The organism is Pasteurella oralis (assembly GCF_042681465.1).
In the GTDB taxonomy this organism is placed as follows: domain Bacteria; phylum Pseudomonadota; class Gammaproteobacteria; order Enterobacterales; family Pasteurellaceae; genus Pasteurella; species Pasteurella oralis.
In genome coordinates this window covers 127,414-148,606 of record NZ_JBHUFP010000025.1, presented here as the reverse complement: position 1 = coordinate 148,606, position 21,193 = coordinate 127,414, and the positions used below count along the sequence as shown (strand labels likewise).

Here is a 21,193-nt window from a genome sequence, read left to right as displayed (position 1 = left end):
ATGCAAAACGAAAAACAGCTCATTGATAATGGTCAAGTTGTTATTGGGATTGAACTTGGTTCAACTCGAGTGAAAGCCGTGTTAATTGATGAATATGGCATGATCTTGGCAACAGGTGGTGCTGATTGGGAAAATCGTCTTGTAGATTCGATTTGGACTTATCATCAAACTGAAATTTGGCAAAAACTACAAGATGCTTACCAAGATCTGCAAAAAACCGTAAAAGAAAAGTACCGCACTTCTGTTAGAACGGCTAAAGCCATAGGGATCAGTGGTATGATGCATGGTTATTTACCATTTGATAAAGCAGGTAATCAATTAGTCCCATTTAGAACGTGGAGAAATAATATTACATTACCAGCGTCAGAAACACTGACTAAATTATTTAATTACCCTATTCCTCAACGTTGGAGCATTGCGCATTTATATCAAGCAATGTTAAATAAAGAGGAACATCTGAATCAAATTAACTACCTTACGACGCTATCAGGTTATATCCATTGGCAATTAACTGGAGAGAAAGTATTGGGTATTGGTGATGCATCAGGCATGTTTCCTATAGATACTAATACTTTTAGTTATGACCGTACTATGCTGTCATTATTTGACCAGAATGTTGTTGAATTCGCGCTACCATGGAAGTTAGAGCATATCTTACCTAAAGTATTAGTTGCAGGTCAGAATGCAGGAAGGCTAACAAAAGAAGGGGCTTTATTACTTGATCCAACAGGTAATTTACAAGCAGGCATCCCGCTCTGCCCACCTGAAGGTGATGCTGGTACAGGAATGATCGCTACAAATTGTATTAAAGAAAAAACGGGTAATATTTCTGCAGGAACTTCTGCATTTGCCATGCTTGTGTTAGAAAAAGCACTTTCTCGAGCCTACTCTGAATTAGATATTGTGACCACACCTGCGGGTAAGTTAGTTGCTATGGCGCATGCAAATAATTGTACTTCCGATATTAATGCTTGGGTTAATTTATTAGGTGAAACCTTACAGGCATTTGGTATCAAAATTTGTACTGAAGAGTTATACCAAACATTATTTTTTGAAGCATTGAAAGGTGATCCAGACTGTGGAGGATTGCTTTCATATGGTTTCCATTCTGGGGAATACAATGTGGGTTTATCTGAAGGTTGCCCAATTTTTATTCACCCGACAAATGCGAAGTTTACTCTAGCAAATTTTATGCGAGTACATCTTTATACCGCTTTTGGTGCAATGAAGTTGGGAATGGATATCTTACGCGAGAAAGAGAAAGTTAATATTGATCATATTCTCGGTCATGGTGGTATTTTTAAAACTGAAAATGTCGCGCAAAAAATTCTGGCTTCTGCGCTTAATATTCCACTAGCCACCATGAATACGGCATCTAATGGTGGAGCATGGGGGATTGCATTGCTAGCGAATTTTTTACATAAAGGAAAGCAATACACATTAGAAGATTATTTGGAGCAAGATATTTTTAGCCAAACTAAAATGACTTTAGTTGAACCAGATGCTGTTATTGCAGAAGGTTATCAAACGTTTATACGCCATTACCAGAAAGGCATTCCTATTGTACAGACAGCACTTGATACAGGGATTACAAATTAAAATTGAGTTTAATGCGTCAATAAGGGTGATATTTTGGAGACTGCGTTTTAGAAGAACGCACGAACATGGATGTTCTCTTAATGAGCTTGTTTTATAACAGATAGACTCTATAGTACACGATACATTATTATTCATATAGTCAACAAAAGAGCGGTCGATTTTTCAGCTATTTTAATCTGATATTGAAATTGTGGTTATCATCCTCTTATTTATAAGCGCAAATGGATACTAGTGCTGCCTTAGGAAAATTATGAAAATATTGATTTTTCTTAATTTTCCTTCTTTATTTGAGCGAATTTATCATTTCACTGTTTTAAGCTTAAGAGTGCAAGTATTTAGCATAATTATTTATACACCATAATTAATGGCAAATAACTACAGACTGATATATTTACTAATTTTTATTTATTCTTCAAATAGTTGTAGAATATTAAGTGAGTAGAAATTGCCTTTCAAATAATCTTTTATTGATTCAATCACTAATGGGCTACGTTCGCATTGCCCTTCTTGTTGGATATAGTCATAAAATTCTGGCAAAGTTAACCAAAGACCACGAATAATGTCAGGATCTTGTGGTTTGATCTCTTGCCATTCATCTAGTTCAAGTGCAAAAGTAAAACGGATGAAATCTGTTTTAGTACGTGGAGCATGCCATTGATATATCTTAATCAAGTTTTGTATCTCAGCATTGATTCCTGTTTCTTCAAAAAGCTCACGTTTTGCTCCTTCTAATAAGGTTTCATTGCTCTCTAGATGACCAGCAGGTTGATTTAAGGTGAGTTTGCCATGTTCAAGTTCTTCTACAAATAAAAATTTGCCTTGACAATGTACGACACAAGCAAGAGTGACACTCGGTTTATACATATTAACTCCTTATTTTTATTGATACGTTATACAACAAGATTACTATTCTTTAACTCAAATTTAGCGTAGCCAGTAAAATTGAAAGTTAGATGAAGTAAAAAATCATTAGTAAAGGGATCGTATATAAGTAGAATTAGTAAGAAATTTGTTAGTAAGAAGTCACTTCGTTGATGTGCTACATACATAAATACTGGTAAGATAGAGAGTTTTCTTTTGTATTTATACTTAGGCGAAAACTCTCATTTTTATATCAAATTAGATATTATTTCATTCGAAAATTGGATTATTTTCTCATATCTAATAATTTATCTGCATTTTCTAATGTCACTTTTGTCCAAGGCACATCATAGCGTTTTGCTTTACCCTCTTGCCAATCCATTTGACCTTTATATTGCTGCCAAATATCAGACATTGGTGTATATTTTTCGCCAAGAACAGCTTTCATAGCAACATCAATTGAACCATGCATTTGACCACGAGCATCTTGTAAAATAGAGGTCATTTTTTGCTCTTTTACTGCATGAATTGCATCAGTAACACCATCAACACCTGCAATAGCAAAATTTTTCACATCTAGCCCTGCACCTTGAATTGCTTCAATAGCGCCTAATGCCATTTCGTCATTTTGCGCAATAACACCGTTAATTTTACCACGGTGTTTTTGTAACCAGTTTTCCATTAATGGCATAGCTTCTGCACGAGACCAGTTAGCGGTTTTACGCTCTAAAATTTTAATATTGCCTTCACCACATTCTGCGATTGCTTTTTCATTTCCTTGACCACGTTGAATTTCACCAGATCCCCCTTTTGGTCCTTCGATAATGACAACATTTCCTTTACAACCCATTTTTTCTAATACAGCTTTTGCTTCTAAGTAGCCGCCTTCGACATCGTCTGAGACAACTTCACTTGTCATTTTATCTGTATTTAAACGCGCATTAGTGACAATAACAGGAATATTAGCTTGATTTGCCATTGTAACAACATCAATGTTGGCTTCATAATCCATTGGGTTAATAATAATGGCATCAGTTTTCGTTTGAATTGCTGTTTCGGCCTGGTTATTTTGGACTAATGGATCATAACGCCCATCATAAATGGTTAATTTCGCCAGCCCTTGTTGAACAGCAGGATGCTCTTTAGCGGCCTTTTCCATTAATTGTACAAATTCCGCTTTCATTCCATACATCAAAATGGAGATTTTAACGGGTTGCTGTTCTTGCGCAGCGACACCCGAAGCAACCGCTAATGCCAATGTGGAGAGGAATAATTTTTTCATAAGGATACTCCTTTTTTGTTGGGTTTAGTTATTTAGAGTTTACTTTGTATAGATTGATAAAGTCTTTAGTATTACTATCGACGTTGTTTTCTTGATGGGTCAAGCATTACGGCGACGACAATTAAGATACCTTTAATAAGCTGTTGATAGTAGGATTGCACACCCAGTAGATCTAGACCGTTATTGAGTACACCAATAATTAAAATACCGAAGAATGTACCCATTAAAGTTCCTACTCCACCAATCATACTTGTACCACCGATAACAACGGCAGCAATTGCATCAAGTTCATAGGCTGTCCCTGCGTTAGTCTGCGCTGAACCTGTTCGTGCTGTTAAGACTAAACCTGCAATTGCGGCTAAGATGCCACATAGGGTATAAACTGTGACTTTAATTTTGAAAACATTAATTCCAGATGTTCTAGTACTTTTTTCATTCCCTCCTACCGCATAGACATAACGTCCAAATGGCATTTTGTTGAGAATAATCCAAGAAAAGATGAAAATGAGGAAGAAAATGACAACTGGCACAGGAATTGCATCAAAAAGATAGCCATTACCTAACCAACGAAAATTGCTATTCAGTTGTGAAACTGGGTTACCATCTGTTGAAAGTAAAGTTAAACCACGAGCAACAGAAAGCATTCCCATAGTAACGATGAAAGGTTGGAGATTATATTTTGAGATAATCGTACCATTAATAAATCCGCAAAGCGCCCCGATTCCAACTGCAATCAAAATAGGTAGCCATATTGCAGATGTGGTATCACCTATAGCAAGGCTACCTGTAGTAGCAAATCGTGCAGCAATAATGCCAGCTAATGCAAGTACTGCGCCGACAGAAAGATCGACCCCAGCTGTGATAATGACGAAAGTCATCCCTATTGCTAGAATACCATTGATAGACACTTGACGCAGAATGATCATGGCATTGTCTTTAGTCAGGAAATAATTATCTGTCCAGTAGCCTTGGGAAACGGCAATTTGTCCTGCAATTGCGATAATGATACAAAGTGCGATAAATGCAATAATAATGCCGTATTGGTTGAGTGATTTTAAATTATTTGTCATAGATTACTCCTTGTGCTTCCGTCCTACACCGCTAAATTCATCAATTTTTGTTGTGTTAATTCATGATGTTCTAAAACACCTGAAATTTTTCCATTTCTTAATACGATAACTCGGTCGCACATGTTGATAATTTCAGCCAATTCAGATGAAACCATGATGATTCCTTTACCAGTAGAAACAAAGTCAGACATAAAATGATAAATCTCTCGTTTAGCACCTACGTCAATTCCGCGAGTAGGTTCATCAAGTAGCATAATTTCAGGTTCTAGTAATGCCCAACGACCTAAAATCACTTTTTGTTGGTTGCCTCCACTTAAATTAATCACTTTTTGGTGCTGGTGTGGGGTTTTTACATTAAATTTTTGAATCATTTCTTCCACTCGTTTACGCCCTTGCTTTTCTTGGATAAAACCAAATTGACATATATCAGAATAAGAAGAAATATTGATATTTTCATTAATTGAGCGGCAGAGAATGAGTCCCGTATCACGACGATCCTCAGTACAGTATGCAATCCCCATATTGATAGCATTTTGTGGTGAATGTTTTGTTAATTTCTGTAATTTTAGTGATATTTGACCACTTGTTGGTTGTTGTAATCCAAAGATTAAATCAAGAATTTCACTGCGCCCCGAACCAACTAGACCATAAATACCGAGAATTTCACCTTTTCTTAATTGAAGATTGATATTTGTTAATTTATCTCTCCAATTTATGTTATTCATCGATAATAGGATTTCTTCTTCGGGCACATTATTTTTTATAAATTCCTTGCCTAGCTCAGTGCCTACAATGTGTTCAATTAATTTTTCCCTAGAAATTTCATTGATTGCACCTTCACAAATATAAGTACCATCACGAAAAACGGTATAAGTATCCGCAATTTGGAAAATTTCAGATAAACGGTGGCTGACATAGATAATTCCTTTGCCTTGTTCTGCCAATGTTTTGAGAGAAGAGAACAGTTTTCGTGCATCTTCTTCACCAATTGCTGAGGTTGGTTCATCCATGATTATAATGTTGGCATTGGCGTGAGAAAGTGCTTTAGCTATTTCGACTAATTGTTGTTCCGCAACACTTAAATCGCGAACTTTTTTGGTAGCGAGTATCGTGTTAAATCCCAAAGAGTCGAGGTGAGTCTGTGCTTGCTTATTCAGTGTTGGAAAATCAACAAAACCTAGTTTTTTCGGTTCACTGCCTAAATAGATGTTTTCTGCTACTGTAAGATCAGGAATTGAGCTTAATTCCTGTTGTACAATTGCGATACCCGCATCTAACGCTTGTCTCGGGTGAGTAAAATTTACTTTTTTTCCATTAACAAAGATTTCACCCGCATCATGTTGAATAAACCCCATCAGAATACTTAAAAAGGTTGATTTTCCTGCGCCATTACCCCCACAAAGTGCATGAATTGATCCTTTTTTGAGTAAGAATTCAACATTTTTTAGGGCTACAACTTCACCGAATGCTTTTTTGACGCCAGATACTTCAAGGAGATTTTCATCGCAAGAATGAATAGATGAAAAAGTCATACTTATTTCTCCAAATAGTATTTATTTAGTAATGAAAGATAATTGATATAAATTGTTTGATATTGTTTAACGTTTTCTGTTTTTGGTATTGTTAATGTTTGCTCATCAAGTGTGACAAATTGGTCACAAAGTTGAACAAGTTGAGTTTGTTTTTCATGTTCATTGAGCGATTTATTTTGGATTCCTATTACCCAAGCGGCTTGGATTGCAGCCCCTAGGGCAGCTGCTTCAGCATAACTTAAACAGATGATTGGACAATTCATTACATCTGCAACAATCTGGCGCCAGACCGCACTTTTCGCTCCTCCGCCAATCAAGCGAATTTGTGTTGGCGTTATGTTGGCTTGAGAGAATAAATCCAAACCATAGCGTAATGAAAAAGTTGCTCCTTCCAATACGGCTCTTATCAGATTATTTGGCGTGAAATTCGTTGCATCCAATCCTGCAATAATTGCTTTAGCATTTGGTAGATTTGGTACACGTTCTCCATTAAAGAAAGGAAGCACTGTTACCCCTTCAGCACCAATTGGTGCACTTTCAATTGCTTGGTTGAATTGAGTAAGATCTTGTTCAAACAGATTTTGTACAAGACTTGTTGCAGATGTGATATTCATCGTACAGATTAAAGGTAACCAACCATGAGTCGATGCACAGAAATTAGCAATCAATTCTGAAGCAGGAGAAATAGGTTGATTAGCAAAACCAAACAAGGTACCAGACGTTCCAAGGCTCATTGTGATGATTCCCTGTTGGACATTACCTGTACCTATTGCCCCCATCATGTTATCGCCACCGCCTGCTGCAACAAGAGTGGACGGAGATATACCTAGAATTTCAGCCACTTCAGACTGAACGGTTCCGATGATTTGATCATATTTCACCAGTTGCGGCAGTGCTTGACGTAAATGATCACTTGTATCAATAGTATTGATTGCACGTTCACTCCAACAGCATTTGCGTACATCGAATAACCCTGTGCCTGAAGCATCGCCATTTTCCATTACTTTCCGACCAGTTAGCCAGAAGTTCAGATAATCATGTGGGAGTAAAATACAATCTAATTTTTGCCAAGCTTCGGGGTGATATTTTTTTAGCCAAAGAATTTTAGAGGCGGTATAACCTGTGGAAATGACTAACCCTAATTCCGAAAGAGAAGCGGATTTTCTACCTAATTTCTCTAGAATCTCTTCATTTTCTAAGCTAGTTTCAGTATCACACCATAATTTTGCGGGTATTAGTACATCACCATGTTTATCTAATGCAACAAGTCCATGTTGCTGCCCTGAAACTGCAATGCCAGAGATCAATTTAGGATTGATTTGAGCATTTTGTGTTGCCTTGTGGAAAGCTGATATTAATGCATCGATCCACCATTGTGGTTCTTGTTCTCGCTTACCATTAGCCTCACTAATCAAATGATGTTTAGCTTGTCCTTCGCCAATAATTTTCTTTGATACAGTGTCAATTAAGATAACTTTAGTGCTTTGTGTACCACAATCAATACCCGCATAAATACTCATAGTACTACTCCATTTCAATAATAATTTTTACATCATTTGGATTACCAGCGGCAGCACGATCAAATGCCTCAATAGCATCTTTAAATTTATACACTTTAGAAATGAGTGGTTTTAAATTTAGTTTTCCTGAGGCAATTAAGCGGATAGTACGTGGGTACATGTTGACGTAGCGGAAGATAGTTTTAAACGTAATTTCTTTCGCTTGAGCGGATACAATATCGACTTTGGCTGGCTCAATTGGCATGCCAACTAATACGGCAGTTGAACCAGGTGCCATGTATTGTGTCATGTTAACAATGACAGGTTTTGCACCGCTGCATTCAAATAGAATGTCAACTCCCATACCATCAGTCATTTCATGAACTTTGGCGAGCAGATCCGTTGTTTTGCTATTAACAGCGTGAATTCCTTGGTATTGTCCTGCAATTTGTAATTTTGTATCTGCGATATCAGCAATGATCACTTCCGCGCAGCCACCAGCAAGCGCGGATAGTGCGGTGAGAATACCGATAGGACCTGAACCAATAACTAATGCGATATCACCAGGTTTAATTCCTGCTTTAGTGGCGGCTTGCATACCAATAGCTAGGGGCTCTACCATTGCGCCTTCGGCAAAGCTGAGATGATCTGGAATTTTAAAAGTAAAGGCTGCTGGGTGGATAACGCGCTCTTTTAAGCAACCATCAATAGGCGGCGTTGCCCAAAAACGTACTTCGGGATCAAGGTTATAAAAGCCAGAGCGAGATTGAATTGATGAAAGATTTGGGATACCAGGTTCCATACAGACGCGATCACCAACTTTCAAATGTGTTACGTTTTTGCCTACTTTTGTCACGATACCTGAAGCTTCATGACCTAGAATCATTGGTTTTTCAACAATAAATGGTCCAATACGTCCATGTTGGTAATAATGCACATCACTGCCACAGATACCGACAGTGTGGATCTTGATTTCCACATCGTTATCAGTGAGAACTGCGGTTTCTTCAACATCGCGGATGTATAGTTTACCTGAATCAAGAACTAACGATTGCATATAAATGCTCCTTTTTTATCATTAAAAAGATTTAATTAACATTTTTTGACAAGATATCATCTTTTTAAAAGAAAAAACGTGATTTACTTCACAACATCAATACTTCAGTTGTGTTAGGACAATAATTGCGCAAAAATTTATTTTCTTACCGCTAAAATATACTTAAAATTTAATAAGTTAAGAAAATATATCCTGCCCTTTAATTCTGTGATTAAGTAAGAGTAGAGATTAGAAAAGCGTTAGCGGTGTTTTTAAGAGAGGATAAAACAGATTGAGAGTGGTGCTTTTTTAAACAGTTAACTGAAATCAAATATTGAATTCAAATAATATTTATGACTGATGAATATTGTCGTATCCAATAAGGAATACGCCCTATTTCTTTCACTAATTTATATGCCTACTATTGAGGGTTGATTAGTAAAATGATGTAATAACTTTTACTTTTTGAAAGTATAGGCAATTAAGTAAAATAAATTAGTGACGTAATTAAACCTTAAAATAATTAGAGTATAGTATGGAAAATGTGCGTTTAAACAAGGTGACTTTAGAACATATCGCATTAGCAGCAGGTGTGAGTAAGATTACAGTATCTAGAGCGCTGTCTTTTTCAGATAAAGTGAAAGAAGACACTCGGGATAAAATTTTACAAATAGCAGAAGGATTAGGTTATTTCCCTTCTCGTATTCGCCAAAATACTATAAAGAAAAATTTAATTGGAATTATTAATCCAAATATGAGTAATCCTTTTTTTGGTGAGTTAGCTAAAATAATGACAAAAATATCATTAGATTTAAATCATGATATTTTAATGTTTGATTCTTATGAATCTCAAGAAATAGAAGAACATTCTGTTAGACGCTTAATTGAATATAATGCAAAAGCGATCATTTTGTCCGCTATTTCTACTGATAAAGATTATAAGCCAAGTTATATTGAACAATTAGAAAAACTTAATATTCCGGTAATTTTACTCGACAGGGAACTAGGCGAAGGGAGATATAGCGGTATTTATATAGATAATATAAATTGTGGAGAAGTTGCAGCAAATTATATTAATAAAAATCAATATGATGAGATTGTTGTTGTGGCAGGACCTAAAAATTCAAATGTTTCAATGGAACGGCTGAATGGCTTTTTAGGTTCAGTAAAACATAAGAATAAAGTAAATGTGATACATGCTGATTTTTTTATTGATGAAGCATATTTTGCCGTAAAGAAAATACTCGCTAATAATACAAAATATTACGGATTTGTTGGCTTGAATAATCAAATTTCTTTAGGCATATTAAAGGCTTGTTTAGAGCAACATTTAGTTTACAAACAACATTTTGATTTGTTTAGTATTGATCATTTACCTTATTCTGAAAATTATGGTTTTAATATCTCTTGTGTTAACCATAATTTATATGAAATGGCTTATCAGGCGATTAATATGGCAATTCGTGCAATTACCAAAGAGAATAGCAACTTATCGAAAATAATTGTGAGAAGTAATGTCGTTGAATATTAATAATGAATCGAGTAAATAAGTTAATAACATCATCAACTTAGGTGGATTTTGAGTTAAAGAAAAGGTAGATTTTTTTGTTTCTTATTTCAGTAATCTTGGTATTAATCATACAATACATTGGTTTTATCATGTACAAAATAAGCAAACTTAGTATTTTAAGCGCAGATGTTATACTGTTATTTTCTTAGTTTTAGTCGTTGATAAAGTGCGGTCAGTTCTTGTTCAGAAATAACACGATATTCACCCTGTGCTAAATGAGTTAAGTCAAATAGTGCGATTTGATAACGAATTAAACGTAAGGTTGGGAAACCAATATGTGCAGTCATTCGGCGTACTTGACGATTACGTCCTTCACAAATTTTGATTTCCAGCCAGCTAGTTGGACTATTTTTGCGTTCACGAATTGGGGGATGGCGCGCCCATAACCAATTTGGCTGCGAAACTAACTGCACTTTAGCAGGCTGGGTTTGACCATCATTGAGTGCTATGCCTTGGCGTAATTTGTCTAAATCTGTCTCTTGTGGAATACCTTCTACTTGTACCCAATAAGTTTTTTCTGTTTTGAATTTGGGGTCAGCAAGGCGATGCTGAATTTCCCCGTTATTAGTCAGCAAAACTAAGCCTTCACTGTCGCGATCTAAACGTCCCGCTGGGTAAATATGTTGGATGGGAATAAAGTTTTTTAATGTCGTACGTCCATTTCCATCACTAAATTGAGTTAGGACATCATAAGGTTTATTAAACAATACCACTTGTGTTTCAGCAAAACTGACCGCTTTTTTTTCACGTGGACGTACAATGTTTTTGTTTGCTCGAGGGGCTTTTTTTACGTTTACATGGAGAAGTGATGTGGTTTTGTGTTTTGAAGTATGATGTTGGCTTTTTGCTGTAAATTTTATTGGCATAGAAAAAAATGTATTTAAGTTTGAAAATGGGATCTAGATCGAAAAACGAAGAAATTTTTTAACAATTTTTTAATAAGTGCTTGCGAACTTTGTTTAGTTCCAATAGCTTTGTAAAGATAATCTCGTTCGATCGAGTGTTTATACTATCATAGGCAACAGAATAAGGAAGAAATGATATGCAATCAAAAGTCGTTATCCCACAAGGTGAAAAAATTCAACTTGATGCCAAAGGTGCATTAGTGGTGCCAAATCACCCAATTATTCCATTTATTGAAGGTGATGGGATTGGCGTTGATGTTACACCTGCAATGCAAACGGTCATTGATGCAGCTGTAGAAAAAGCCTATGGTGGTGATCGTAAAATTGCATGGATGGAAATCTATGCAGGTGGTAAAGCTAATGCGGTGTACGGGGAAAATACGTGGTTGCCTGATGAAACGATGGCATTTATTCGTGATTATCATGTCGCAATTAAAGGACCTTTAATGACACCAGTCGGTGGGGGGATTCGCTCATTAAATGTGGCAATGCGTCAAGGTTTAGATTTATATAATTGCTTACGTCCGATTCGTTATTATGAAGGGACACCAAGCCCAGTAAAACATCCAGAATTAGTCGATATGGTGATTTTCCGTGAAAATTCAGAAGATATTTACGCAGGTGTGGAATGGGTAGCGGGTTCGCCTGAGGCGAATAAAGTGATCGAATTTTTACAAAACGAAATGGGGGTGAAGAAAATTCGTTTTACAGAAGATTGTGGCATTGGAATCAAACCTGTTTCTAAACAAGGTACTCAACGTCTAGTGCGTGCTGCCTTACAATATGTGATTGATAATGACCGTGAGTCTTTAACGCTTGTACATAAAGGTAACATTATGAAATTTACTGAAGGGGCATTTAAAGAATGGGGTTATGAAGTCGCGAAAGAATTTGGTGCCGAATTGTTAGAGGGCGGTCCGTGGATGAAGCTCACTAATCCAAAAACAGGCAGAGAAATCATTATCAAAGACAGTATTGCAGATGCATTTTTACAAGAAATTCTACTTCACCCAACGGATTATGATGTTATCGCAACTTTAAACTTAAATGGTGATTATATTTCTGATGCTTTAGCTGCACAGGTCGGTGGAATTGGTATTTCTCCTGGTGCGAATATTGGTGCAGAGGCAGCAATTTTTGAAGCGACTCATGGTACGGCACCGAAAATTGCAGGACAGGATAAAGGCAATCCAGGCTCATTAATTTTAAGTGGTGAAATGATGTTACGTCATTTAGGCTGGATTGAAGCGGCAGATTTAGTTGTAAAAGCAGTATCAAAAACTATTGCGGATAAAACCGTCACTTTCGATTTTGCTGAAATGTTAGAGGGGGCAAAATTGCGCACAACTTCTGAATTTGCGCGAGATATTGTGGCGAATATGTAATCTATCTTTTGTGCAATACAAGCCCCATTATTCTATTGAGTAATGGGGTTTTGTTATCCATGTTTGTTAAAATTTAGCGTAATTTGTGGGAGAAAATGCGGTATTTTTTCTAATTTCGCGGTAAACTATCTACTTTGTTATTAACTGGCTGAGAATCTATGCGTTTATTTATTTTTTTATTAGTCGCTGTGTTATTGCTATTCCAATATGATTTCTGGTTTGGCAAAAATGGCTATGTGGATTACAAACAAACTGCACAGCAAATAGCCCAGCATAAACAAGAAAATGAGCAACTTTCACAGCGTAACCAAGTAATTGCGGCAGAAATTAAAGATTTAAAACAAGGCGTGGAAGCCATTGAAGAACGGGCGAGATTTCAGCACGACATGGTCAAATCTGATGAAATTTTTTATCATATTGTGAAAGAGCATAAATAATGAGCCAAGTTATCCCGCGTAAAATTGTTGCTGTTGTGCCCGCCGCTGGTGTTGGTAGTCGTATGCAAACGACAAAACCTAAGCAATATCTTGAAATTCAAGGTAAAACCATTTTAGAACATACGCTGTCCGTCTTATTAAGTTATCCACAGATTGAACTCGTCATTTTAGCTATTGCGCCGAATGATCCCTATATTTCTACGCTGTCTTTTTTAAATCACCCTAAAATTCAAGTGATTGAGGGGGGCGAAAATCGGGCAGATTCTGTACTAAATGGGTTACGCGCAGTTTCTTATCAGCAACAAAGTGCATCGCAACGTTCAGCAGATTTATGGGTTATGGTGCATGACGCTGCTCGTCCTTGTTTGACGCATCAAGACTTAGATAAGTTAATGCAAATTGAAGATCAACATGGCGCAATTTTAGCGATTCCAGCTACGGATACAATTAAGCGTGCATTGCCAAATCAACAAATTAAACAGACGGAAGATCGGAGTGAACTTTGGCTGGCGCAAACACCACAGTTCTTCCCATTAGATGTGTTAATGCAGGCATTAGAACAAGCATTTGTACAGGGTAAACAAGTGACAGATGAGGCTTCAGCAATGGAATTTGCTGGATATCGACCGCACTTAGTGGCAGGGCGTAGTGATAATATTAAGGTGACACGTCCCGAAGATTTAGCTTTAGCAGAATTTTATTTAACCAGAAAAGCACAGTAAGAGAAGATAAAATGAATATTCGAATTGGTCATGGCTTTGATGTTCACGCTTTTGGTGGTGAAGGTCCAATTATTATTGGCGGAGTGGCAGTACCTTATGAAAAAGGGTTGTTGGCTCATTCTGATGGTGATGTGGCATTGCATGCTTTAACCGATGCACTGCTTGGGGCGGTCGCATTAGGGGATATTGGTAAACTGTTCCCAGATACTGATATGCAATATAAAGGGGCAGATAGCCGTGGTCTATTGCGTGAGGCTTATCGCCAAGTGCAAGAACAAGGTTATCAAGTTGGTAACGTTGATGTCACGATTATTGCGCAAGCGCCTAAAATGCGTCCATATATTGATGCAATGCGTGCTGCTATTGCACAAGATTTGGCTTGTGATATTGAGCAAGTGAATGTCAAAGCAACAACGAGCGAAAAATTAGGCTTTACAGGACGTGGTGAGGGAATTGCTTGTGAAGCGGTGGCTTTAGTGATTAAAGCCTAATTTTTTAACCGTCTGGCGGTTAACCGCTGTTTTAATGATGAAATAAAAAGGTAAGGGCGAACAAGTAGGTTCGCCTTTACTTATACAACATGAATTAAGGAACACATGGAACTTGCTTATTTACAGCACCTGCAAGGAGAAATTGCAGAAAAACAGACCGCACTTTTGAAAGCAGAATGTGCTGATTTTATTGTAAAAGAACATTTGGGTTATGAAATGACAGGTGAGGGTGAATTTGTTGTAGTCAAAATACGTAAAACGGATTGCAATACCTTATTTGTTGGCGAGAAATTGGCACAATTTGTTGGCATTTCTGCTCGCTATATGGGGTATGCAGGCTTAAAAGATCGTAAAGCTGTTACCGAACAATGGTTTTGTTTACACATGCCCGGTCAACCAACACCAGATTTTAGCCAGTTTCAAGTAGAAGGTGTGGAAATTTTAGCTGTGACTCGTCACAACCGGAAGATTCGTACGGGCAGTCTTGATGGTAATTATTTTGAAATCTTGTTGCGTGGTGTTCAAGCGACTGACGCACTTAAAGTGCGGTTAGAAAATGTGAAAAAATGGGGTTTTCCAAATTATTTCACCGAGCAACGTTTTGGGCGTGATGGACATAATCTTACACAGGCGTTACGCTGGACGAAAGGGGAAATTAAAGTGAAAGAACGTAAGAAACGTAGCTTTTATCTTTCTGCCGCACGTAGCGAAGTGTTTAATTTAGTGGTATCAGAACGTATTAAATTACAGTTTGTTCAACAAGTGTTGCCTGGTGATATTTTACAACTACAAGGCTCACATAGTTGGTTTCAAGCCAATGAAAATGAAGATTTTGCTGCGCTACAAGTGCGCTTAGAAAATCAAGATATTTTATTAACTGCGCCTTTAATTGGTGAACAAAACTTGCCTGCGACAGTGCTTGAAAATCAATTGGTTGAACAACATCAAGTCTTGTTAAAGTTGATGGCACAAGAACACATTAAAGCAGCTCGTCGCCCAATCTTAATGCAGCCACAGGATTTGTGGTGGGAATTTGTCGAGCAAGGTTTGAAACTGTACTTTTATTTACCAGCAGGGAGCTATGCTACGGCATTAGTTAGAGAGTTAGTCAATGTAAAAGAAGCGTAATATTACGGTATATTGGTCTGTCAAATAAACAGGAATTGAGAGAAAAAGGATAAAACATAATGAGAATTTTACTTAGCAATGACGATGGTATTCATGCCGAAGGGATTCAGATACTTGCGCGTGAATTACGTAAATTTGCCGATGTTACCGTAGTGGCACCCGATCGTAACCGCAGTGCTGCATCCAGTTCACTGACTTTAGTTGAGCCATTACGTCCATTGCATTTACCCAATGGTGATTATTGTTTAAATGGTACGCCTGCTGACTGTGTTTATTTAGCATTAAATGGCTTTTTATCAGGGCAAGTCGATTTAGTCGTTTCTGGTATTAATGCAGGTGCGAATTTAGGTGATGATGTGCTTTATTCAGGTACAGTTGCCGCCGCGTTAGAAGGGCGTTATTTAGGGTTGCCTGCCATTGCTGTTTCTTTAAATGGTCGTCAACATTATGAAACTGCTGCACGTGTTGTATGTGAATTAATTCCAAAGTTACACGGGCGGATTTTAAAGAGTCGTGAAATCATGAATATTAATGTGCCAGATGTTCCTTATGAGCAATTGAAAGGAATTAAAGTATGCCATTTAGGTTATCGTGCTTCGGCGGCAGAAGTCGTGAAACAACGTGATCCGCGTGGTGAAGCGATTTATTGGGTTGGTCCAGCAGGCTTGGCTGAAAATGAACAAGAAGGGACCGATTTTTATGCCGTCAAAAATGGTTATGTTTCGTTAACACCAATTCAAGCAGATATGACGGCTTATCATTCGTTGCAATCTTTACAAGTTTGGTTAGAAAGTGAATAATGATACGTTTTTGATTATTTTTTAGGAAGGTGTAGGTTGAAAATTTTCGGTGCAATGTATGATAAAACGATGGCATGGTCACAGCACCGTTATGCGACGTTTTTTCTTTCTTTTACGAGCTTTATTGAAGCTATCTTTTTTCCTATTCCGCCAGATGTGATGTTGATTCCGATGTCAATGTCAAAGCCCCAAAGTGCACTCAAATTTGCGATCTATACGGCATTAGCTTCGGTACTTGGTGGTGCAATTGGTTATGGGTTAGGCTATTATGCATTAGATTTTGTACAGCATTATGTGCAGCAGTTTGATTATCAACAGCATTGGGATACCGCAATTTCTTGGTTTGAAAAATGGGGAATATTAGTAGTATTTGTCGCTGGCTTTTCACCTATTCCCTACAAAGTTTTTACTATTTGTGCTGGTGTGATGCAAATGGCATTCTTGCCATTTTTGCTTACTGCATTTATTTCAAGGGCTGCGCGTTTTATATTAGTTGCAAAACTTGCTGCTTGGGGTGGTGAGAAATTTGCTGACAAATTACGTCGTTCAATTGAGCTTATCGGTTGGTCAGTAGTTGTTTTAGCAGTGCTGGCTTATGTTATTTTGAGATAATTTAAGGTTAAAAATGAATAAATTACTTTTATTGTTGTCTATGATTTTAGTGCTGGGCGCCTGTACAATAAATGTCCAAGATGAAAATGCGTTAACTCCTGGCATGATGGAGCCTGTTTCAGGTACGGGTGCTGTAGAAGGCGGTAGTTGGCTACCAGAAATTACAAAACATTAATTAAAAAATTTAAAATAAGAAAGAGGAAACTAGCAAATGAAAAAGTCGTTTTTACTTTTGCCTATCAGTATTGCGGTGTTGGCAGCTTGTAGTTCAAATGCACCAGCACCTGTAGAAAGTGTTGATGGCACATTAACACCAGGTATTATGCAGCCCGTTGACCCAGCTAATGGGGGAGCTTGGGAACCTCAAATTCAGCAACAAAATACGATGCCAACGGGAATGGGACAACCAACCTATCAACCAACTTCACCAGCCAGCCAGCCTATAACGACTTCATCGCATTTTGATATTCCTCGTGATCCTGTGACCAATCAACCTGATTATAGTAAGATCGTACGTGGTTCTTATAAAGGGGATGCTTATACTGTACGTAAAGGCGACAGTATGTACTTAATTTCTTATATTTCAGGTCTTAGTGTTAAAGAAATTGCGGCATTAAATAATATGTCTGAGCCTTATACTTTGAGTACAGGTCAAGTGTTAAAAGTATCAAATAGTAATAATACCTACCAACCGAGTTCTGTTACACCGACCGCTGCGGGGGCAGCAACACCAAGTGTAAAGCCAGTAAGCCAGGACTTTAAGATCCCGCGTAACCCAAACGATAATCGTCCAGACTATAGCAAAATAGATAAAGGTTTTTATAAAGGCGAGACTTATACGGTACGTAAAGGCGATACCATGTATTTGATCGCCTATATTTCAGGGTTAGATGTAAAAGAGCTTGCTGCACTGAATAATATGTCTGAACCATACCGTCTAAGTGTTGGACAAACTTTACGTGTATCTAATGGCAAAACGGTAACGCCACAACCTGTGACGCAGCCTGTTGTGCCACCAGTGACGCAATCAAAAACAACAGAGGTAACATATACACCAGGTCCACATGGTACACAATATGGATCTGATGGCACTATTATTGGACCAATTAAATCTGGTGTTAGCACAGGTACTACAGCCACTCCACAACCTAAACCTGTTACTCAACCTGTTGTTGACTCACCAGTTTCTGTACCAGTACCAACAGGGGCTAAACAAGTAGTGTCTAATATTGCATGGCAATGGCCAACTAAAGGGAATATTGTGCAAGGTTTCTCTACTGCTGATGGGGGAAATAAAGGCATTGATATCGCTGGTTCTCGTGGTCAAGCGGTTAATGCCGCAGCAGCCGGTCGTGTTGTGTATGCTGGAAATGCCCTGCGTGGTTATGGTAATTTAATTATTATTAAACATAATGATGATTATTTAAGTGCTTATGCACATAATGAAAGCATTTTAGTGAAGGATCAGCAAGAAGTTCGTGCTGGACAACAAATTGCTAAAATGGGGAGCTCTGGTACAAATAGTGTGAAATTGCACTTCGAAATTCGTTATAAGGGTAAATCTGTTGATCCGGCTCGTTATTTACCAAAACGTTAATCAAGCATATTTAAATATCACTGCACCTGGTTTAAGGTGCAGTTTTTTTATTGTCGACTAAAAACGATATTCTCTAGAAGTAGGTTTTTACACGGTTAACCAAAAAGTGACTGGTCCATCATTGGTTAAACTCACTTGCATATCCGCAGCAAATTGCCCTGTTGCTGTATTGATTTTTTCTGCACATTTTTGGGCAAAGTACTGATATAACTCATTGGCAAGCGTAGGAGGTGCACCGTTTGAAAAGCTTGGCCTTAAACCTTTGTGGGTATCTGCAGCTAACGTAAATTGAGAAACGACTAAAATTTCACCATTAATTTGTTGGACATTTAAATTCATTTTGCCTTCATTATCACTGAAAACCCGATAGTTAAGCACTTTTTCTACTAAGCGTTCTGCTTTGGCTTTATCGTCTTGTTTTTCTACGCCAAGTAATACTAATAAGCCTTGTCCTATTTCTCCGATAGTTTGTGTCTCAACTACGACTTTTGCCTGTGTGACACGCTGAATTAATGCGATCATTGTTCTTCCTTCATTTGTGCGATTTTGTGTTGGCTATCTTTTATGGCTGTCATTTCCGTTAACACAGCAGACAGTTGTGCACCCAGTAAAACAACAACCCAACTTAATTGAATCCATAACAACATGATAGGTAAAGTCGCCATTGCTCCATAGATTAATTGATATGAGGGGAAGGTCGTGATGTACCAAGTAAAGGCTTGCTTACCTAGTGTAAAAAAGAAAGCGGCAACTAATGCACCTGCCGCAGAATGGCTCATTTTGACTTTCTTATTAGGCACAACCGCATAAATTAGTGTGAAAATGAGCCAAGTGAGTAAGAATGGCACAAAGCTGAGTATTTTTAAACCAAAGGGCAGTGTTAAATCAGAATCAATAAATTCTGTCACATAGGTACTAACATAAGTACTCACCCCAATACTGGCACCAATTAATAAAGGACCAAAGGTCAAAATTAGCCAATAAATAGCAATCGAAAAGACTAAGGGACGCGTGCTGCTATCATGCCAAATCGAATTCAGCGTACGATCAATGGAATTGATTAACATCAGTGCGACGGCAACTAAACTGATGACACCTATTGCACTCATTTGTTTGGAGTTAGTCACAAATTCATCAATATATTGCCCGACTGTATCACTGGCTGAGGGGGCAAAGTTATTAAAGATAAAGGTTTTGAGTTCGTCTGTGACTTCATTAAACACCGGAAATGCAGAGAATACCGAGAAGACCACCATGATTAATGGCACAATGGCCAACATCGTACTATAAGTTAAATAACCTGCTGCTTGCGTTAACTTATTTTGTTGGAAGCGACAAAAGAACGTTTTAAAAAATAAGATAATACTTTTAAATGGGTTTTTCACAGTAAACCTCCGCAACAATGTTTAAATTTTTTGCCTGAGCCACAAAGACAAGGTTGTTTCATCGTAGGTAAATTGACAGTTGGATCAACAAAATACCAGCGGGTTGCAATGTTGACGAAAAGAGAATGCTCATAATGTGCTTGTTTTCCTTCAGCAGTCACAAAAAAAGCATTAAATTCAACCTTACTATGTTGTTTGGAAAGAGATTGATGTTTGATCACCTCTAGTCCTAGCCATTGAGTTGTTTGCGCCCATTGTCGTAAAACAGAGAGATCTAACAACGCCTGTTGGCTAGGGACAGTGGTTGCAGCAATATACTCGATGTTGTTTAATGTATAGGCACTATAGCGCGAACGCATTAGTTGCTCTGCGTTATGTGGAAACTGTTGATATAAATGAAAAGGCTCACAGCAACCTTGATAGGTTTGCCCTGATTGACAGGGACAAAGTGCGGTCGATTTTTCAGTCATTTTAATACATTACTGTCATTTAAAGTTACACGAATTGTAACAAAGCGCTGCTGGATTGAGAAATGATTTGTCCCGATTAGCGGTTTCTCTCTTAAAGTGCGGTCAGTTTTGACAAAATTTTACAACATCGCTAGCGCATATTGCATCAAACTGATCGCAATCCCCCACATCACAAAGCCAATGACGATATCCAAGATGCGCCATGTTACAGGACGTTGAAATAATGGAATGAATAATCTGGCACTATAACCTAGGCTAAAGAACCAAAGCCCAGATACGCTTAGCGCGCCAAGCAGAAAGAAGCCTTTTTGTTCTAAAGTTAAGGTTCCTGCGATGCCACCAATAATCACGACCGTATCTAAATAAACATGTGGATTGAGTAAAGTAATCATTAGAGTCGTGAATATCGCTTTTAGTACAGACTGTGTTTGTGCATTGCGCTGTTCAAGTTGTACAACGGAATTCCCTTGATAAGCTGAACGGAATGCATTTGCGCCATAGATAAATAAAAATAATGCGCCGACAACGGCTAAGGCAACAGTCGCTGTTGGACTTTGGCTAATGAGAGAGCCTAATCCTAATACGCCAATGGAAATGAGGATAATATCACAAATAAAGCAAGTCAAAATCACAGGCAAGATATGCTGTTTTAATAAACCTTGTTTTAATACAAAGGCATTTTGTGCACCTATTGCAATAATCAAACCTGCGGTCACAAAAAATCCATGTAACATGCTCTCCATCTTAGCTCCTGAAGTGAGAATTTCCTTAAAAATTGGCTAATAACGTAGTACACTAACCGCATTATTTTC

Annotated in this window: 22 protein-coding genes; 11 read left to right on the top strand and 11 right to left on the bottom strand. The window is 37.7% G+C overall.

Annotation, left to right across the window (positions count from 1 at the left end; translation table 11 throughout):
* Positions 1 to 1,599, top strand: a complete 1,599-nt coding sequence (locus tag ACFSAV_RS10120; protein ID WP_379099226.1) for a xylulokinase — start codon at positions 1 to 3, stop codon at positions 1,597 to 1,599.
* Positions 1,600 to 2,004: 405 nt separating this feature from the next.
* Here ACFSAV_RS10120 and ACFSAV_RS10115 read toward each other — a convergent pair whose 3' ends face one another.
* From ACFSAV_RS10115 to ACFSAV_RS10090, 6 genes are all read right to left on the bottom strand, one after another.
* Positions 2,005 to 2,463: an NUDIX hydrolase gene (locus tag ACFSAV_RS10115; protein ID WP_379099223.1), complete on the bottom strand. Its 459-nt coding sequence runs from the start codon at positions 2,461 to 2,463 to the stop codon at positions 2,005 to 2,007.
* Positions 2,464 to 2,746: 283 nt separating this feature from the next.
* Complete coding sequence (locus tag ACFSAV_RS10110; protein WP_379099220.1) at positions 2,747 to 3,742, bottom strand: substrate-binding domain-containing protein; 996 nt, start codon at positions 3,740 to 3,742, stop codon at positions 2,747 to 2,749.
* A 74-nt stretch (positions 3,743 to 3,816) separates the two neighbouring features.
* On the bottom strand, positions 3,817 to 4,812 hold the full coding sequence (locus ACFSAV_RS10105; RefSeq protein WP_379099217.1) for an ABC transporter permease: 996 nt from the start codon (positions 4,810 to 4,812) through the stop codon (positions 3,817 to 3,819).
* Between the two features lie 23 nt (positions 4,813 to 4,835).
* Positions 4,836 to 6,344 carry a sugar ABC transporter ATP-binding protein gene (locus ACFSAV_RS10100; RefSeq protein ID WP_379099214.1) on the bottom strand — a complete coding sequence of 503 codons (1,509 nt, stop codon included), beginning with the start codon at positions 6,342 to 6,344 and terminating at the stop codon, positions 4,836 to 4,838.
* A 2-nt stretch (positions 6,345 to 6,346) separates the two neighbouring features.
* Complete coding sequence (xylB, locus tag ACFSAV_RS10095) at positions 6,347 to 7,858, bottom strand: xylulokinase (RefSeq protein ID WP_379099711.1); 1,512 nt, start codon at positions 7,856 to 7,858, stop codon at positions 6,347 to 6,349.
* A 10-nt stretch (positions 7,859 to 7,868) separates the two neighbouring features.
* Positions 7,869 to 8,900, bottom strand: a complete 1,032-nt coding sequence (locus tag ACFSAV_RS10090) for an NAD(P)-dependent alcohol dehydrogenase (RefSeq protein WP_379099211.1) — start codon at positions 8,898 to 8,900, stop codon at positions 7,869 to 7,871.
* Between the two features lie 514 nt (positions 8,901 to 9,414).
* Between ACFSAV_RS10090 and ACFSAV_RS10085 the strand changes: the two genes are divergently transcribed.
* Positions 9,415 to 10,410, top strand: a complete 996-nt coding sequence (locus tag ACFSAV_RS10085; protein WP_379099208.1) for a LacI family DNA-binding transcriptional regulator — start codon at positions 9,415 to 9,417, stop codon at positions 10,408 to 10,410.
* Between the two features lie 176 nt (positions 10,411 to 10,586).
* Here ACFSAV_RS10085 and ACFSAV_RS10080 read toward each other — a convergent pair whose 3' ends face one another.
* A complete protein-coding gene (locus tag ACFSAV_RS10080; protein ID WP_379099205.1) occupies positions 10,587 to 11,315 on the bottom strand; it encodes a pseudouridine synthase in 729 nt (242 codons plus the stop codon).
* A gap of 176 nt (positions 11,316 to 11,491) precedes the next feature.
* Between ACFSAV_RS10080 and icd the strand changes: the two genes are divergently transcribed.
* From icd to nlpD, 9 genes are all read left to right on the top strand, one after another.
* Positions 11,492 to 12,739, top strand: a complete 1,248-nt coding sequence (gene icd, locus ACFSAV_RS10075) for an NADP-dependent isocitrate dehydrogenase (RefSeq protein WP_379099204.1) — start codon at positions 11,492 to 11,494, stop codon at positions 12,737 to 12,739.
* A 158-nt stretch (positions 12,740 to 12,897) separates the two neighbouring features.
* Complete coding sequence (gene ftsB, locus ACFSAV_RS10070) at positions 12,898 to 13,176, top strand: cell division protein FtsB (RefSeq protein WP_379099202.1); 279 nt, start codon at positions 12,898 to 12,900, stop codon at positions 13,174 to 13,176.
* The gene (gene ispD, locus ACFSAV_RS10065; protein ID WP_379099200.1) at positions 13,176 to 13,898 is read left to right on the top strand and encodes a 2-C-methyl-D-erythritol 4-phosphate cytidylyltransferase; all 723 of its coding nucleotides are present in this window, start codon (positions 13,176 to 13,178) and stop codon (positions 13,896 to 13,898) included. The genes ftsB and ispD overlap by 1 nt, the downstream gene beginning before the upstream one ends.
* 11 nt (positions 13,899 to 13,909) lie before the next feature.
* Positions 13,910 to 14,389 (top strand): 2-C-methyl-D-erythritol 2,4-cyclodiphosphate synthase, encoded by a 480-nt coding sequence (ispF, locus tag ACFSAV_RS10060; RefSeq protein WP_379099197.1) that lies wholly within the window; start codon positions 13,910 to 13,912, stop codon positions 14,387 to 14,389.
* A 105-nt stretch (positions 14,390 to 14,494) separates the two neighbouring features.
* Complete coding sequence (gene truD / locus ACFSAV_RS10055; RefSeq protein ID WP_379099195.1) at positions 14,495 to 15,517, top strand: tRNA pseudouridine(13) synthase TruD; 1,023 nt, start codon at positions 14,495 to 14,497, stop codon at positions 15,515 to 15,517.
* Positions 15,518 to 15,576: 59 nt separating this feature from the next.
* Entirely contained in the window at positions 15,577 to 16,317 is a 741-nt protein-coding gene (surE, locus tag ACFSAV_RS10050) for a 5'/3'-nucleotidase SurE (RefSeq protein WP_379099192.1), read from the top strand.
* A gap of 36 nt (positions 16,318 to 16,353) precedes the next feature.
* On the top strand, positions 16,354 to 16,929 hold the full coding sequence (locus ACFSAV_RS10045; protein WP_379099189.1) for a YqaA family protein: 576 nt from the start codon (positions 16,354 to 16,356) through the stop codon (positions 16,927 to 16,929).
* A gap of 13 nt (positions 16,930 to 16,942) precedes the next feature.
* A complete protein-coding gene (locus ACFSAV_RS10040) occupies positions 16,943 to 17,104 on the top strand; it encodes a hypothetical protein (protein ID WP_379099186.1) in 162 nt (53 codons plus the stop codon).
* A 36-nt stretch (positions 17,105 to 17,140) separates the two neighbouring features.
* Complete coding sequence (gene nlpD, locus ACFSAV_RS10035; protein ID WP_379099183.1) at positions 17,141 to 18,526, top strand: murein hydrolase activator NlpD; 1,386 nt, start codon at positions 17,141 to 17,143, stop codon at positions 18,524 to 18,526.
* Between the two features lie 87 nt (positions 18,527 to 18,613).
* Here nlpD and dtd read toward each other — a convergent pair whose 3' ends face one another.
* The 4 genes from dtd to ACFSAV_RS10015 all read right to left on the bottom strand — a co-directional run bounded on the left by dtd (position 18,614) and on the right by ACFSAV_RS10015 (position 21,124).
* Complete coding sequence (gene dtd / locus ACFSAV_RS10030; RefSeq protein ID WP_379099180.1) at positions 18,614 to 19,048, bottom strand: D-aminoacyl-tRNA deacylase; 435 nt, start codon at positions 19,046 to 19,048, stop codon at positions 18,614 to 18,616.
* A complete protein-coding gene (locus ACFSAV_RS10025; protein WP_101775587.1) occupies positions 19,045 to 19,911 on the bottom strand; it encodes a virulence factor BrkB family protein in 867 nt (288 codons plus the stop codon). The genes dtd and ACFSAV_RS10025 overlap by 4 nt, the downstream gene beginning before the upstream one ends.
* Positions 19,908 to 20,381, bottom strand: a complete 474-nt coding sequence (locus ACFSAV_RS10020) for a YchJ family protein (RefSeq protein WP_101775586.1) — start codon at positions 20,379 to 20,381, stop codon at positions 19,908 to 19,910. Before ACFSAV_RS10020 ends, ACFSAV_RS10025 begins: the two co-directional genes overlap by 4 nt.
* A 119-nt stretch (positions 20,382 to 20,500) precedes the next feature.
* Positions 20,501 to 21,124: a LysE/ArgO family amino acid transporter gene (locus tag ACFSAV_RS10015; RefSeq protein WP_379099175.1), complete on the bottom strand. Its 624-nt coding sequence runs from the start codon at positions 21,122 to 21,124 to the stop codon at positions 20,501 to 20,503.
* Positions 21,125 to 21,193: the final 69 nt, after the last annotated feature.

Excerpts from the sequence above, each read along its gene's own strand:
- ACFSAV_RS10015 (WP_379099175.1), bottom strand. The coding sequence starts at position 21,124 with ATGGAGAGCATGTTACATGGATTTTTTGTGACCGCAGGTTTGATTATT.
- ACFSAV_RS10085 (WP_379099208.1), top strand. The coding sequence starts at position 9,415 with ATGGAAAATGTGCGTTTAAACAAGGTGACTTTAGAACATATCGCATTA.
- ftsB (WP_379099202.1), top strand. The coding sequence starts at position 12,898 with ATGCGTTTATTTATTTTTTTATTAGTCGCTGTGTTATTGCTATTCCAA.
- surE (WP_379099192.1), top strand. The coding sequence starts at position 15,577 with ATGAGAATTTTACTTAGCAATGACGATGGTATTCATGCCGAAGGGATT.
- ACFSAV_RS10080 (WP_379099205.1), bottom strand. The coding sequence starts at position 11,315 with ATGCCAATAAAATTTACAGCAAAAAGCCAACATCATACTTCAAAACAC.
- ACFSAV_RS10115 (WP_379099223.1), bottom strand. The coding sequence starts at position 2,463 with ATGTATAAACCGAGTGTCACTCTTGCTTGTGTCGTACATTGTCAAGGC.
- ACFSAV_RS10120 (WP_379099226.1), top strand. The coding sequence starts at position 1 with ATGCAAAACGAAAAACAGCTCATTGATAATGGTCAAGTTGTTATTGGG.
- nlpD (WP_379099183.1), top strand. The coding sequence starts at position 17,141 with ATGAAAAAGTCGTTTTTACTTTTGCCTATCAGTATTGCGGTGTTGGCA.
- ispD (WP_379099200.1), top strand. The coding sequence starts at position 13,176 with ATGAGCCAAGTTATCCCGCGTAAAATTGTTGCTGTTGTGCCCGCCGCT.
- ACFSAV_RS10100 (WP_379099214.1), bottom strand. The coding sequence starts at position 6,344 with ATGACTTTTTCATCTATTCATTCTTGCGATGAAAATCTCCTTGAAGTA.
- ACFSAV_RS10110 (WP_379099220.1), bottom strand. The coding sequence starts at position 3,742 with ATGAAAAAATTATTCCTCTCCACATTGGCATTAGCGGTTGCTTCGGGT.
- ispF (WP_379099197.1), top strand. The coding sequence starts at position 13,910 with ATGAATATTCGAATTGGTCATGGCTTTGATGTTCACGCTTTTGGTGGT.
- truD (WP_379099195.1), top strand. The coding sequence starts at position 14,495 with ATGGAACTTGCTTATTTACAGCACCTGCAAGGAGAAATTGCAGAAAAA.
- ACFSAV_RS10020 (WP_101775586.1), bottom strand. The coding sequence starts at position 20,381 with ATGACTGAAAAATCGACCGCACTTTGTCCCTGTCAATCAGGGCAAACC.
- ACFSAV_RS10040 (WP_379099186.1), top strand. The coding sequence starts at position 16,943 with ATGAATAAATTACTTTTATTGTTGTCTATGATTTTAGTGCTGGGCGCC.
- icd (WP_379099204.1), top strand. The coding sequence starts at position 11,492 with ATGCAATCAAAAGTCGTTATCCCACAAGGTGAAAAAATTCAACTTGAT.
- dtd (WP_379099180.1), bottom strand. The coding sequence starts at position 19,048 with ATGATCGCATTAATTCAGCGTGTCACACAGGCAAAAGTCGTAGTTGAG.
- ACFSAV_RS10090 (WP_379099211.1), bottom strand. The coding sequence starts at position 8,900 with ATGCAATCGTTAGTTCTTGATTCAGGTAAACTATACATCCGCGATGTT.
- ACFSAV_RS10105 (WP_379099217.1), bottom strand. The coding sequence starts at position 4,812 with ATGACAAATAATTTAAAATCACTCAACCAATACGGCATTATTATTGCA.